Below are 14,946 nucleotides of genomic sequence, written 5' to 3' on the forward strand. Positions count from 1 at the left end.
TAAAAATGGCAAATACAAAAATTGGTATTAACGGATTTGGTAGAATTGGTCGCCTGGTTTTCAGGGCAAGCGTAAAACGAGACAATATTGATGTCGTTGCTATCAATGACCTTCTTGATGTTGAACATTTAGCTTACCTATTAAAATATGATTCTGTTCATGGTAGGTTCGATGGTGAGGTTGATATTAAAGATGGTAACCTAATCGTAAATGGTAAGACGATTCGTATCACTGCTGAAAGAGACCCAAAGAACCTGAAATGGGATGAAGTTGGAGCAACTATCGTTGCTGAGTGTACCGGAATTTTCACAACTTTAGAAATGGCACAATACCACATTGATGGTGGTGCCGAAAAAGTGGTGATTTCCGCGCCTTCGAAAGATGCGCCAATGTTTGTAATGGGTGTTAACCATCATGATGTTAAGGCCAGCGATAAAATAGTTTCAAATGCTTCCTGTACTACGAACTGCTTGGCACCATTAGCAAAAGTGGTTAATGATAACTTCGGTATTGTTGAAGGTTTGATGACTACCGTTCACGCTACAACCGCTACACAGATGACCGTTGATGGTCCTTCACGAAAAGACTATCGTGGTGGTCGAAGTGCTATGTTGAATATAATTCCAGCTTCTACAGGTGCTGCTAAAGCAGTAACAAAAGTAATCCCAGCTTTGGAAGGTAAATTGACTGGGATGGCATTTCGTGTTCCAACTGCTGATGTATCGGTTGTTGATTTAACCGTTAAAACCGAAAAGGCAACCTCTTATGAAGAAATTAAGGCTGCATTCAAAGCCGCCTCAGAAAATGAATTGAAAGGCATTTTAGGTTATACCGAAGAAGCTGTTGTATCTCAAGATTTCGTCTCTGATGCTAGAACTAGTATTTTTGATGCGGGAGCAGGAATCGAGCTTAACTCAAACTTTTTCAAATTGATTTCGTGGTATGACAATGAAGCTGGTTTCTCAAACAAAATGGTTGATTTGATGGGCCACGTTGCCAGTTTGTAATTTTCAAATCCATATTCCTGAAGAGTAAGATTAATTCTTATTTTTCAGGAATATTTCTATTTCCAATATGATTTTAATAGTCGATAGTGGGGCGACCAAAGCTGATTGGATTGCCTTAGACGAAAAAGGTGACAAACTCTTTAATACCCAAACTTTAGGCTTGAGTCCTGAGGTCTTGACACGTGAGGTAATCGAAGATAGATTAGCCAATAACTTTGATATTTCAAAAAATAAGGAGGATGTTACCAATCTTTATTTCTATGGTGCTGGATGTGGTACGGATAGGATGAAGATTTTTTTAAAAGAAATTTTTACAGAATTCTTTCCGAAGGCTAAGGTTGAAGTTCGAGAAGATACCTACGCCGCTATCTACTCAACGACCAAAATTGGACATCAAGGTATTGTCTGTATTTTGGGTACGGGATCAAATTGTAGTTATTATGATGGCCATCAGCTTTTTCAAAAGGTTACTTCATTAGGGTATATTTTAATGGATGATGGTAGTGGTAATTTCTTTGGAAGAAAATTACTTCGCGACTACTATTTTCATAAAATGCCCCAAGATTTGGGAATTAAATTTGCAAAAGAGCACGAGTTGGAAGCAGATGTTATAAAAGAGAATCTTTACAAGCAGCCTAACCCTAACACCTATCTGGCGACCTTTGCACGTTTTTTAATTGAAAACAAATCACATCCTTATTGCCGTGGTGTAATAGACAAGGCGTTTCAACAGTTCGTAAATAATTATATCATGCAATTTGAACTGGCAACTAAAGTTCCAATCCATTTTGTAGGGAGTATTGCCCATTTTCTAAGGGAAGAACTGGAAACAGTAATCGAAAGAAACGATTTAATTCTTGGGGAAATTCGCAGAAGACCAATTGATGGATTGGTAGAGTTTCATAGAGAAACTATTTAACCGCAATCATCGAAATTTCCACATTTACAAACATCGGTAGATTGGCTACTTCAACTGTCTCTCTTGCAGGTGCGGTTTCGGCATTAAAATAACCTCCGTAGACTTCATTTACTTGAGAAAATTGATGCATATCTTTTAAGAAAATAGATGTTTTTACAACATTTTCGAAAGTCATATCGGCCGCCTCAAGAATAGCACCTAAGTTTTTCATGCATTGCTTCGCCTCATCTTTTACATCTCCTTCAACTAACTTTCCGGTAGCGGGGTCGATTGGAGTCTGACCTGAGATATACAGCGTATTTTTTATTAAAATGGCTTGGTTATAAGGTCCGATAGGGCCTGGGGCATTGGAAGTTGTTATAATTTTTTTCATAACCTAAATTTAGGACTTATCTGCTACCTAGCCTACGTTGACTTCTATTTTCCCATTTTAAGTCTTGCAACAGTGAACTACTTATTCCTATAAAAAAGTACCAGCGCTGGTTTCTACCAAAAGGAACCCAATCAAATCGTAAATCGAAGCTCTTCAAATTTCGAGTAAAATTGAATTGGGTTAGTGTAAAACCTTGATTTTTAAAGTCATATCCAGAACTAAAGCGCATGCTCCAGCGTGGGGTTAATTCTAAATTTCCTGAAAACATCAAAGAAGCATTGGAAAATTCATTCTGGCGATTGCTATTTAAATATGAAGTTGTGAATGCCAATCGCATATCCCAAGGCGTTTTATTGGCATACGCAGGGTTTTCAATATCCGAATCATCTTTTTTAGTATCCCTTCCGTAAACGGGATCGTTTCCAAAACCTAGTAAGTCGTCTGTACGACCCCCACTTTGTGCGCGATATAAATCTTCTGCATCCTCATCTTCTTGTGAATCCGGATCCTTGTCCTTCTTTTTCTTAAAGGTATTGCTGTCAAGTGAATAACCTAGATTGATACTGGCTCTGGTAAGTCTAAGTAAACTTCCTCCGGCATCAACATTGAACGTATTGATTCTCCTACCATTATTATCAACCGTATAAGGGTCTAAAGAACCTGAAAAGTTAATTGACAGTTTACGGTCAAACAGGGTCGTCCCGCCATTAAAACTGACCGGAGCCAATTTTAAGGAGTCTGCCTCGAAATTATAGGAAGTGGCAAAGTTCAGGTTGCTCAATAGTTGTATTTTCTTTGGTTCGGTAGCCGTTGAGTCCTTATCCCTAACCTTGGCTTCCAATTGATTTTGAACTGAAAATGAGATGGAGTTTGCTTTGTTTAAACTCGGAGCTCCATTTAGCGTTCCTTCAAAGCGGCTATAGAGCACTTCTTCGCCGTTATTATCAGTATAGCTATCGTAAAACTGCTCGAACGATGGTGTATATCCCCAACCAATTGAAGGTCGAATCTGATGGCGAATAGCTTGTATTTTCTTATCCTCACCAAAATTGAAGGTTCCATATAAGGTTGTACCGATACTGGCATTTAAACCGTAGCGATTAAATCTATCAAATCCGTTGATAGTGTCAAGAACAACCTCTCGATTGCTGTCAGGATCATCTGGGTCTAGGCCGCGTTCAAATGTTTCTAAAGTCCAGATATCCTCGTAAGTACCACCAACAGAAACGCTGAAATATTTGGCTACTTTAAAGTTAGTCGTAAATGGTAATCGATGCGTGGCTCCGAACCTTGCATTATCAAACATTCGATTGGTAAGAAAAAGTGAATCGGTTGTAGAGATTTGGTTACGAGCATTTACGTTATACTGTAAGTTAAAGTTTTGTATAGCTCCTTTTTTAGTTCCTTCACGTTTGGCAAAAGGGAATATACGCTCCATACTTCCTTGAAGGGTTGGCAACGTCATGTTAATGGCTTCGGTATTCGTATTTTGATTATGGGTAGCTGTCAAACTAACATTGACCGAAGGATATTCAGGAAAAGTCTTTGAATACGAAATTGATGATGACAAGTTATTATTTTGAGTATTGGCAAGATTCACTTGATTTGCTGATTGCGCAAAATAATTACTACTACCTAAATTGACCGAGGCAGCAAATCGCGAGTTAGGATTTGCCTTAGCATCTTGTTGATGCGATATTTGTAGGTTATAGAGCGTGCTCCTTGAGAAATCATCAAAGCCAGGTTGACTTCGTATTAGGTTCTCGAATCTGAAATTTATGTTACCTCGAAACTTATAGCGTTTGGTATAAACTGATTGAATTCTAAAATCATAGCTCCCATTAGTGTAAAAACTACCTAATAGATTTAAATCAACATATTCACTTATCGGAAAATAATACCCACCATTTTGTAGAAAATAACCACGTTGAGGATCGTTACCAAAAGATGGAAACATTAGACCTCCAGTTCTACCTGCCGATAAAGGAAAATAGGCAAAAGGTAATGCAATTGGAGTTGGTACATCAACCAAATACATATTACTGAAACCAGCGATTATTTTCTTTCCGGGTACAAATTTGGCCTTATTGATTAAAATATAATAATCGGGATCTAAGGTATCTTTTGAAGTTGTAATTTTTCCTCTTCTCAAGAAATAAACCGAATCATTTTCTTTTTTAGTTATTTCGGCAAGTACTTTCATCGCGTCAACTCCGACAGAACCTATACCACCTGAACTCTGTTCAGTTCTAGAATTCCAAATCAGTGCTTTTTGGGTGTCAAAATTGAATCGTATGGAATCTGGTATTACTTCTTGAGTTCCCTGCTTAAAATAGGGTAACTGAGTATATTCCCCAGAGACAGTATCCTTTATTCGACCTGCATAAACTTCATTTTTTACATAATCAAGAATTATTATACCCGCTTTTAGCTCCGTATCTTGATAATAAACTTCGGCTTCGTTGTATAGGTAAATTTTATTGTCCTTTTGGCTTAGCCTTGCGTAGTCTTTTGCCTTGTATTTGATCTTATCAAGCAAAAACCCTTGCTTTTGTACAGTTGTGTCTTTTTGAATTGAATCGTTTTCAGGCTTATTGTTTAGTAGTTCTTCAGTTAAAATAGGAGCTGTAATACTGTCGTTAATGGGTCTAATTGGAAGCGGTACAACACGGTCCTCTTGAGCCTTTGCAGAGACCATGGCCAAAACAGCTATTAACAGTAAAAGAAAAGATGGATTGTTTGCTCGCAAGGTGATTAATCCTATTTTTGTATAGCTTGGCTCGGTTTTTGGAAGCCAAACTTACATATATTTTTAATTCTGATTTAGGGGCATTACAATTATTTTAACCCCATCAGTGTTTGAAAAAACTGCAGTTCTTATGTTTAAAAAATGTTCGGTTCTTTTCATTTTTTTGGTGTCCTTTCTATTCTTTTCATCTTTCCACAAGAATGATACCGAATCCACATCCATTAAAAAATTCGTTGTTGTTTTAGATGCTGGTCATGGTGGACATGACCCAGGGAACTTAGGAAATGGGTTCTTGGAGAAAGATATTGCTTTGGCCATTACGAAGAAGGTTGGTGCGTTATTGGCCAAGAACAAAGACATAAAAGTGGTCTACACAAGAGAAGATGATACCTTCATTGGATTACAGCAAAGAGGTGCCATTGCAAATGAAGCCAAGGCCGATTTATTTGTTTCCATTCATTGCAACGCGCATAAATCGGAGGCTTATGGAACAGAAACATTTGTATTGGGATTGCATGCTAATGATAGGAATTTTGAGGTAGCGAAAAAGGAGAACTCCGTAATATATCTTGAAGATAATTATGAGATGAAGTATGGGGAATATGATATAAACTCACCAGAATCCGTAATTGGTTTGACCATAATGCAAGAAGAATTTCTAGAGCAGAGTCTTCAAATTGCAGGCTTAGTGCAAAGTAGGTTCAAGACCAAATTAAAAAGGAAAGATAGGGGACCTAAGCAGGCAGGATTCATAGTGTTACATCAAACATTCATGCCCAGTATTCTCATTGAAGTTGGTTTTCTAACCAATAAAAGTGAAGGAGCTTATCTAAATTCTGATAAAGGCCAAAACGAAATGAGCAATACCATAGCCCAATCAATTCTTGATTATAAAAATGGTGTGGAAGCAGGTTCAATTGAGATAAAATCTGAACCTAAAGAAGATGTTATGGCAAAGGAAAAGGTAGTTGAGAAAGCACCCGAGGTTAAAAAACCTGAATCAAAACAAGTTGCCACCGAAAAACCTACGGTAGAAGCAGTAAAGCAACAGGCCGAGCCAACAAAAGAGCTAGTTGAAGAAGTTATCGAACCGAAAAAAGTTGAACCAGAGCCATCTACTAGTGTGCAAAATACTACTAAGGAAGTTGTTGAAAATAAGGTAGATGAGACTAAAATCGAAACAAAGAAAGTATTACCGGAAAAAGTAAGCAGTAAAACAGTTTCTGAGGTCGCCAAGACCAGTCACGGCGTTACCTTCAAGGTGCAGATAATGGCTACAGTTGACGTGATTCCTTTAGACGGAAAATTTTTCAGGGGACTTGATACAATATCAAAAGAACCATTTCAAAATTTGTTTCGTTACATGTATGGAGAAACGGATAAATATGAAAGTGCGAAACAATTAAAATCAAATGCTGATGCCAAAGGTTACACTGATAGTTACATTGTATCTTATAAAGATGGAGAACGAATTCCACTTTGGAAGGCTCTCAAATTGATTTCAGACTAATAAAATCCCACTGATTTATTTGCTAATTTTGTTAGTAACCAAAAAATCAAGCTTTTGAAATTATCGCGCGAAGTAAAAACGGGTATAATCGTTTTAGGCGGAATTTTACTTTTTATCCTTGGCTTCAGCTATCTGAAATCCAGTTCACTTTTTGATAATACAAAGACCTTTTACGTTGTCTATGACCATGTTGGTGGATTGCAAACTGGGACGGTAGTCTCAATAAATGGTTTTGGAGTTGGAAAGGTTACCAATATGGGATTTAAGGATAGTTCTGGTAAATTATTGATAACACTAGCAGTAGATAGCAAATTCGAATTTTCGAAAAATAGCCCTGCAGAACTCTTTGATACCGGAATAATCGGTGGAAAAGGAATTCAGATTCAACCTGTATTTGATGGCGCTCCAATGGCCAAATCTGGGGACACCTTAAATGGTACCATTAAGCAAGGACTGACTGAATTGGTTCAAGAAAAATTAACCCCTCTGCAAATGAAAGTTGAAGGAGCGGTTACTAATGCTGATTCCTTGTTAGGGAATTTTAATGATATTCTGGACGATCCAACAAAAAGGAGTTTGCAGAATAGCATCGCAGGCCTAAATCAATTGGTTTATTCCTTACAGAAAAGTGCAAATGCCTTCAATTCTTTAATTGCTGATAATCAAGAAAAACTTGACAGTTCATTAAATAACGTTAACACGATTACCCAAAATTTTTCAGAAATATCAAGTGCACTTAAAGAAGCGAATCTCGAAGAGACCATGAAAAAATTCGGGGAAACTGTTGATAATTTAAATGGTCTACTGGCAAAAATTGAAAATGGTGAAGGAAGTTTGGGAAAAATGGCCAACAATGAGGAGTTATACAATAATCTATCCAACGCCTCACGAGAACTGGACCTATTACTTCAAGATTTTAGATTGAATCCTAAGCGCTATGTAAACGTTTCAGTCTTTGGCAAAAAACAAAAGGAATATACCTTGCCCGAAAACGATCCGGCCGAAAACTAATAAAGACCTAAACAGATAATCAATTTATTATGCATGCATAATAAATTTTGTAATTTAGCAGTTGACTATTTCTATGATGGCTTACATTCCGAACATTGTATTTGCAATTGCCTTGATATTTGGCATTTGGTTTTTTACTAAAAACGTTAAAAAGTTAAAGCGCAATATCAATCTTGGTAAAGAGGTTGATGTTTCAGATAACAAAACCCAACGCTGGAGCAACATGGCAAGAATTGCTCTCGGACAAACTAAAATGGTCGTACGGCCAATTGCAGGGCTTTTACACATAGTTGTATACCTAGGCTTTATTATCATCAACATTGAGGTATTGGAGATTATAATTGATGGTTTGCTAGGAACGCACCGCATTTTTTCCTTCATGGGTGGTTTTTACGATTTTTTAATTGCCTCATTTGAAATTCTGGCTTTGTTGGTTATAGTTTCGGTAGTCATTTTTTGGCTTCGTAGGAATATTATTCGTTTAAAGAGGTTTATTAAGCCCGAGATGGAAGGTTGGCCTAAAAAAGACGGTAACCTTATTCTTTATATCGAGTTGGTCTTAATGTTTCTATTCTTGACTATGAATGCTGCCGATTTGCAACTACAGAATATGGGAGCTGATCATTATGATAGAGCAGGGGCATTTCCGGTAAGTCAGTTTATAGTTCCTTTATTAGAGGGAATGTCACAATCAACTCTTATCTTGCTAGAACGAGGTGCGTGGTGGATACATATTTTAGGAATTTTGTTTTTTCTGAATTATCTCTATTATTCGAAACATCTGCATATACTTCTCGCATTCCCAAATACGTATTACGGTAAATTAAAACCGCAAGGACAGTTCAATAATCTGCAATCGGTAACCAATGAGGTTAAACTAATGCTTGACCCTTCAGCGGACCCCTTCGCTGCTCCATCTGAAGATGAAGGAACAGATCCTGAAAAGTTTGGAGCATCAGATGTAATGGATTTGAATTGGGTTCAGTTGATGAACGCATATACTTGCACCGAGTGCGGTCGATGTACATCGGAGTGTCCCGCGAACCAAACGGGTAAGAAACTTTCCCCTCGAAAAATAATGATGGATACCCGAGATCGTTTGGAAGAAGTAGGGAAAAACATAGATGCCAATAACGGAGAATTTGTACCTGATGGAAAGCAATTATTAGACGATTATATTTCAAGGGAAGAGCTCTGGGCTTGTACCACATGTAATGCCTGTGTTCAGGCTTGTCCAATAAGTATTGATCCTTTGTCCATTATTGTTGAGATGCGGAGATTTTTGGTAATGGAACAGTCTGCGGCACCGACCGAACTAAACAATATGATGTCTAACATTGAGAATAACGGTGCCCCATGGCCTTACAATCAAATGGACCGTCTTAATTGGGTAAATGAATAAAGCAGTGATTATGAAAGAAGCACTTATTGTTAAAACAATGGAGGATTTCGTGGCGGAAGGAAAACAGCCTGAAATCTTGTTTTGGGTTGGTTCGGCAGGTAGTTATGATGATAGGGCAAAAAAGATTTCGAGGGCGTTTGTAAAAATTTTAAACAAAGCCAATGTCGATTTTGCTGTGTTAGGACCCGAAGAGAGTTGTACAGGCGATGTAGCGAAAAGGGCCGGCAATGAATTTTTATTTCAGATGCAGGCTATGATGAATATCGAGGTTCTCAATGGTTACGAAATTAAGCGGATAGTTACCTGTGATCCACACTCTTTTAATACCCTTAAAAACGAATATCCAAATCTTGGCGGAAATTACGAAGTCGTTCACCATACTCAATTCATTAAGGAATTGTTGGATAGTGGAAGATTGGTAGTCGCTGGAGAGACTTATAAGGGCAAAAGGGTAACTTTTCATGACCCATGCTATTTGGGTCGTGCAAATGCCGTTTACGAAGCACCTCGTGAAGTTCTGCAAAGAACCAACGCAGATATTGTTGAGATGAAAAGGCACAAAAAAACAGCGCTTTGTTGTGGGGCAGGTGGTGCCCAAATGTTCAAGGAACCTGAGAAAGGGGATATGGACATCAACGTATTGCGAACCAAAGATGCCTTGGAAACGAATCCGAATATTATAGCGACCGGTTGCCCCTATTGTAACACGATGATGACTGATGGAATAAAAGCGCATCAAAAGGAAGATAGAGTTACTGTTTTGGATGTTGCGGAACTCTTGGCAAATTCAATTTAATATGTTGGTAGACTTTACATTGCTTCCTGAAAATGCACGAATTTGGATTTACCAATGCAATCGCAGCTTTTCGGAAGAAGAGATAGTCGAGGTAAGAAGTTCACTCCAAGATTTTCTAACCCAATGGACAGCACACGGTCAAGATTTAAATGCGGGATTCGAATTACCTTACAACCGATTTATTGTCATAGGTCTAGACCAGTCTATGGCCAGTGCTTCTGGTTGTTCCATTGATGCTTCTGTTCACTTCATTCAAGCTTTGGAGCAAAAATTCGGTGTTGATCTTTTGGACAAAATGAATGTGTCTTACAAACATGGAGAATACATCGCTTATAAGCCCTTAAAAGATTTTAAAAAGATGGCTAAGGATAAGGCCGTTTCAAAAAATACCGTGGTTTTTAACAACCTCGTCGCCACAAAGGGAGAGTATGTTGAGCATTGGGAAGTTCCGGCTTCTGAAAGCTGGCATGGACGTTTTATGAAATAGAGACTTGAGAACATTTGGCATGTTTTTGGTTCATTCTATTTGAATTACATATTTTTAAACGTATCATTTTAATTCCCTCAACAAAAAAGGCTGCATGAAGAGACTTGTACTATTCATTTTCCTATTCTCAACTTTAATAAGCGCCCAAAATAATCCACTACTATCTTTAGATTCCATATCGCAAAAATCTTGGGTTGATTCAAGGTATAATGAAATGTCCCTTGAAGAGAAGATTGGCCAACTATTTATGGTCATGACCTTCACTAAAAATGGTGATAAAGAAAAACAGTCAATTAAGAAATTAATTGAAGAACATCACATCGGGGGTGTAATTTTTTCTTTGGGCGGCCCGGTTAGGCAGGCTCAATGGACTAACGAGTTCCAGTCCTCATCAAAAATACCACTAATGGTAGGTATGGATGCCGAGTGGGGGTTAGCGATGCGTTTGGATAGTACCTATGCTTTCCCTTGGAATATGACCCTCGGGGCAATTAAAGACTCCTCGATAGTCGAACGTGTTGGAAAACAGATAGGTAAACATTGCAAAAGACTTGGGGTGCACATAAATTTTGCTCCTGTTTTAGATGTCAATATTAATCCTAAGAATCCAATTATTGGTAATCGCTCCTTTGGGGAAGACCGAGAAAATGTTACCCGTAATGCAGGGGCTTTTTTAAAAGGAATGGCTAGTGAAGGAATTTTGTCTTCAGCAAAACATTTTCCAGGTCATGGAGATACGGCTACTGATTCCCATAATTCACTTCCCTTTCTAGATTTTACAAGAGAACGGCTTGATAGTATTGAACTGTATCCATATAAAAAATTAATGAAGAAGGGTCTTAGCAGTTTTATGGTAGCACATTTGAACATACCTGCTTATGAGTCTCAAGAGGGTCTACCGTCTTCGCTTTCAAGGTCCATTACTACGGACCTTATAAAAAAAGAACTTGGCTTTCAAGGTTTGGTCTTTACCGACGGGTTGAATATGAAAGCTGTGTCAGAGTTTGCACCAGAAGGTGAAGTTGAGCTTTCTGCCTTTTTAGCGGGCAACGATATCTTGTTAATACCTGCCGATCTCAAAAACGCAAAACAAAAACTACTTGAGGCATATCAAGATGGCAGGGTTACCGAAGAACGTTTAGCTGAATCAGTTAAAAAGATTCTCATGGCCAAATACAAGGTAGGTCTTAACGCTTATCAAGAAATTTCGACAGAAAACTTGTTTGAGGATTTGAATTCAGTAGAAAACGATTTGGTATACGAGAACGCCATCGAAAATGCTATAACCCTTGTACAAAATCGCCTATCATTGATTCCAATAAGAAATTTGGACAATAAGAAAATAGCATATGTAAAGTTGGGGGATGCGGAAAATAAAACGTTTTTAGAAACTTTAAAACGATATGGCAAGGTTGACGAAATTTCTGCTCCTGATATAGCCACGTTTAAAAACAAACTGAAAGATTACAATCTAGTAATTATAGGGATTCATAAAAGCAATAAAAACCCTTGGAAAAAACATAATCTTTCAAAAAATGAACTTTTTTGGCTGCAAGAGATATCAAAAATGCGGACCAGTAATACAATTTTGGTTTCATTTACAAATCCTTATGCACTTCAAGATATAGTTGATTATTCTGGTCTCGATGCTGTAGTCTTAGCTTATCAAAATAGTAAGTTCGCTATGATTAAGGCTGCTGAAATACTATTTGGAGCTATTGGTGCCAAGGGAAAATTACCTGTCTCTATTTGGAAGGAATCCCCCGTAAATAGTGGTTATGAAACCAAACCCATTGGACGGTTGGGTTTTAGTTTTCCAGAACGTGTAGGCATGAGTTCTAAAGGTTTATCACATGTCGATTCACTGGTAATTCAAGGTATAGACTCTATGATGTTTCCCGGAGCGCAGGTATTGGTCTCAAGGAAGGGCAAGGTCATTTACAATAAGAACTTTGGTAAAACGACCTATCATAAAAATGATACGATCACTGGTGACCACATATATGATTTGGCATCCCTAACCAAAATTTTATCCACATTACCCATCATAATGAAAATGGAAGAAGAGGGTAATTTGAAGTTGAACCAAACCTTTGAGGAGCTTTTACCGGAATATGCCGATACAGAGCTAAAGGATGTAACGGTATTAAAGTCCTTGTCCCATTATGGGCGTTTACCTGCATGGATTCCATTTTACATTAGCACATTGAATAAAAAGCGTAAGCCTTCTGATGAGTTTTATCGAAGAAGTCCAGAAACGGGTTTCTCAATAAAGGTCACGGACGATTTATATCTAACCGATGCATATACTGATTCTATTTATAACAGAATCGGTAGGCAAAGTCTAAAATCCAATCGTTATCGCTATAGTGATGTAGGGTATTATGTTTTCAAAAAATATATTGAAGAGTTCTATGGTTCAAAGCTTGATTTTTTATTGGATAATTTTTTATTAAAGTCGCTTGGAGCCTCAAATACGACATTTAATCCGCTAGAAAAATTTGAAAGCGATAAAATCGTTCCCTCCGAAGAGGATAATTATTTTAGGCATAGAACAATTCAAGGATATGTTCATGATATGGGTGCTGCTATGCAAGGCGGCATAGGTGGGCATGCTGGATTATTTGCCAATGCCCTTGATGTGGCTAAAATAATGCAGATGTATATACAAGGCGGATATTATGGTGGGACCCGTTATTTAAATTCAAGAACCGTTGAAAAATTCAATAAATGCTATTTCTGTAATAAAAAAGTTAGGAGGGGTGTTGGCTTCGACAAACCCCAACTAGAAGATAGCGGTCCAACATGCGGTTGTGTTTCTAGAAAAAGCTTCGGACACAGTGGATTTACGGGCACCTATACTTGGGCCGACCCCGAAGAGGAAATCGTTTATGTTTTTCTTTCCAACCGCACTTACCCTACATCGAGCAATCGAATGTTGGTCAAAAGTGGATTACGCACAAGGATTCAGAAGGTGATTTATGATTCCATTATAAATTAACAAGTCAATAAAGAACTAGATTTGTTGCTATGAAAATTGCCATTGTCTGTTACCCTACCTTTGGCGGTAGTGGGGTTGTTGCCACTGAATTGGGAATAGCACTAGCTGAAAGAGGTCATGAAATCCATTTCGTTACATACCGTCAACCAGTCAGATTAGAACTTTTAGGAAATAATATTCACTTTCACGAAGTAAATGTTCCAGACTATCCTTTATTTAGATATCAACCATATGAATTAGCGCTATCGAGCAAGCTGGTAGATACCATTAAAATGTATGATATCGAGTTACTTCATGTACACTATGCCATTCCACATGCATATGCCGGATATATGGCTAAAAAGATGTTGAAAGAAGAAGGGATTTATATTCCAATGGTTACGACCCTACATGGTACTGATATCACGTTGGTTGGTAACCATCCCTTTTATAAAACAGCCGTAACATTTAGTATTAATAAATCTGATGTTGTAACATCCGTTTCACAAAACTTAAAGGAGCAGACTATTGACTTTTTTAATGTTCATAAAGATATTGTGGTAATTCCAAACTTTATTGATGCTTCAAAATATGAAGAAGATTATACCGACTGCCAACGCTCACTAATGGCCGATGAAAATGAAAAAATCATCACCCATATTAGTAACCATCGAAAGGTTAAACGAATAGCTGATGTCGTGAAGATTTTTGAAAAAATTCAAAAAAATATTCCTGCTAAACTAATGATGGTGGGTGAAGGCCCAGAACGGGAACCAGCTGAAGCATTAGCAGAATCTTTAGGTATTAAGGATAAAGTAGTTTTTCTAGGTAATAGTAATGAAATTGATAGAATTCTTTGTTTTTCAGATTTGTTCTTATTACCCTCAGAATCAGAAAGTTTTGGATTAGCTGCCTTGGAAGCCATGATTAATAAGGTTCCAGTTATTTCTTCTAATGTTGGGGGGATTCCTGAGGTGAATAAAGACGGTATTTCCGGTTTCTTAAAACCAGTTGGAGATATAGAAGGTATGGCACAGAAAGCAATAGATATTCTCAAAGACGATTCGGTTTTGGAAGAATTTAAAATCAGGGCAAGAAAGACTGCACTTAACTTCGATATCCGAAACATTCTACCGCTCTATGAAGAAGTATATGAGAAAGCTTATGCGTCACGCTATAAAAATTCATACTAGTGAAGTCCTTCTAGTTATTCTTGCATTAACATTTGTTTTTGCCTGTAAATCTAAACAACGTGTTGATTCAATGAACCCAGAAAAACCAAAGCAACAAATGGAACTTTTGTTGCATGATGCTTATTTTCTGTCTGATAGTTTAATTACTGAGGTTGTAAGGGATGAAAAAAGTTTACAGAAATTTTTTTCAAAAGTAAATTTGACCCGTAAACCAGGTTTACCTGTGCCTATAATTGATTTTTCTAAAAATGATGTTATCATAGTTTGTGCAGGGAAAACCAAAACAAAAGGGTATCCAATTCTAGAAATCTCTACCGAAGATTCTAATCAAATTACAGTGCTAATTCAGCAATCGGACATTGATAAGTCTGCTGATAATCAAGCGATTTCATACCCATTTAGTGTTTATGTCACACCGAAAACAGATAAAAAATACGTTTTCAAAAACCAATAGATTAGACTTTCACAACGTAAATCAATACAATCACAACCTTACAGGCTGCATTTCATCGATATTTT

The 14,946-nt window shown here is 37.5% G+C and carries 12 protein-coding genes; 10 read left to right on the forward strand and 2 right to left on the reverse strand.

Annotated features, from left to right (window positions below; all coding sequences use genetic code 11):
• The first annotated feature begins 5 nt into the window (after window positions 1–5).
• Window positions 6–1,007, forward strand: a complete 1,002-nt coding sequence (gene gap / locus HCU67_RS08530) for a type I glyceraldehyde-3-phosphate dehydrogenase (RefSeq protein ID WP_168552219.1) — start codon at window positions 6–8, stop codon at window positions 1,005–1,007.
• Between the two features lie 67 nt (window positions 1,008–1,074).
• A complete protein-coding gene (locus HCU67_RS08535) occupies window positions 1,075–1,926 on the forward strand; it encodes an N-acetylglucosamine kinase (RefSeq protein WP_168552220.1) in 852 nt (283 codons plus the stop codon).
• Here the strand turns inward: HCU67_RS08535 and HCU67_RS08540 are convergent.
• Together HCU67_RS08540 and HCU67_RS08545 are read right to left on the reverse strand one after the other, a co-directional pair.
• Window positions 1,919–2,299: a RidA family protein gene (locus HCU67_RS08540; protein ID WP_168552221.1), complete on the reverse strand. Its 381-nt coding sequence runs from the start codon at window positions 2,297–2,299 to the stop codon at window positions 1,919–1,921. The genes HCU67_RS08535 and HCU67_RS08540 overlap by 8 nt on opposite strands.
• 16 nt (window positions 2,300–2,315) lie before the next feature.
• Window positions 2,316–5,048, reverse strand: a complete 2,733-nt coding sequence (locus tag HCU67_RS08545) for a putative LPS assembly protein LptD (RefSeq protein WP_168552222.1) — start codon at window positions 5,046–5,048, stop codon at window positions 2,316–2,318.
• A 130-nt stretch (window positions 5,049–5,178) separates the two neighbouring features.
• Between HCU67_RS08545 and HCU67_RS16630 the strand changes: the two genes are divergently transcribed.
• The 8 genes from HCU67_RS16630 to HCU67_RS08585 all read left to right on the forward strand — a co-directional run bounded on the left by HCU67_RS16630 (window position 5,179) and on the right by HCU67_RS08585 (window position 14,881).
• Window positions 5,179–6,558: an N-acetylmuramoyl-L-alanine amidase family protein gene (locus tag HCU67_RS16630; RefSeq protein WP_168552223.1), complete on the forward strand. Its 1,380-nt coding sequence runs from the start codon at window positions 5,179–5,181 to the stop codon at window positions 6,556–6,558.
• Window positions 6,559–6,612: 54 nt separating this feature from the next.
• Entirely contained in the window at window positions 6,613–7,569 is a 957-nt protein-coding gene (locus HCU67_RS08555; RefSeq protein ID WP_168552224.1) for an MlaD family protein, read from the forward strand.
• Window positions 7,570–7,645: 76 nt separating this feature from the next.
• Window positions 7,646–8,971: a 4Fe-4S dicluster domain-containing protein gene (locus HCU67_RS08560; RefSeq protein WP_168553463.1), complete on the forward strand. Its 1,326-nt coding sequence runs from the start codon at window positions 7,646–7,648 to the stop codon at window positions 8,969–8,971.
• A 10-nt stretch (window positions 8,972–8,981) separates the two neighbouring features.
• On the forward strand, window positions 8,982–9,767 hold the full coding sequence (locus HCU67_RS08565) for a (Fe-S)-binding protein (RefSeq protein WP_168552225.1): 786 nt from the start codon (window positions 8,982–8,984) through the stop codon (window positions 9,765–9,767).
• 1 nt (window position 9,768) lies between these two features.
• On the forward strand, window positions 9,769–10,254 hold the full coding sequence (locus tag HCU67_RS08570; RefSeq protein ID WP_168552226.1) for an ABC transporter ATPase: 486 nt from the start codon (window positions 9,769–9,771) through the stop codon (window positions 10,252–10,254).
• Window positions 10,255–10,348: 94 nt separating this feature from the next.
• Window positions 10,349–13,255, forward strand: a complete 2,907-nt coding sequence (locus HCU67_RS08575; RefSeq protein WP_168552227.1) for a serine hydrolase domain-containing protein — start codon at window positions 10,349–10,351, stop codon at window positions 13,253–13,255.
• Between the two features lie 29 nt (window positions 13,256–13,284).
• Window positions 13,285–14,427 (forward strand): N-acetyl-alpha-D-glucosaminyl L-malate synthase BshA, encoded by a 1,143-nt coding sequence (gene bshA, locus HCU67_RS08580; RefSeq protein ID WP_168552228.1) that lies wholly within the window; start codon window positions 13,285–13,287, stop codon window positions 14,425–14,427.
• Window positions 14,387–14,881: a hypothetical protein gene (locus HCU67_RS08585; RefSeq protein WP_168552229.1), complete on the forward strand. Its 495-nt coding sequence runs from the start codon at window positions 14,387–14,389 to the stop codon at window positions 14,879–14,881. Before bshA ends, HCU67_RS08585 begins: the two co-directional genes overlap by 41 nt.
• The last annotated feature ends 65 nt before the right edge of the window (window positions 14,882–14,946 follow it).

Source organism: Croceivirga thetidis, from assembly GCF_012272815.1.
GTDB classification, from domain to species: domain Bacteria; phylum Bacteroidota; class Bacteroidia; order Flavobacteriales; family Flavobacteriaceae; genus Croceivirga; species Croceivirga thetidis.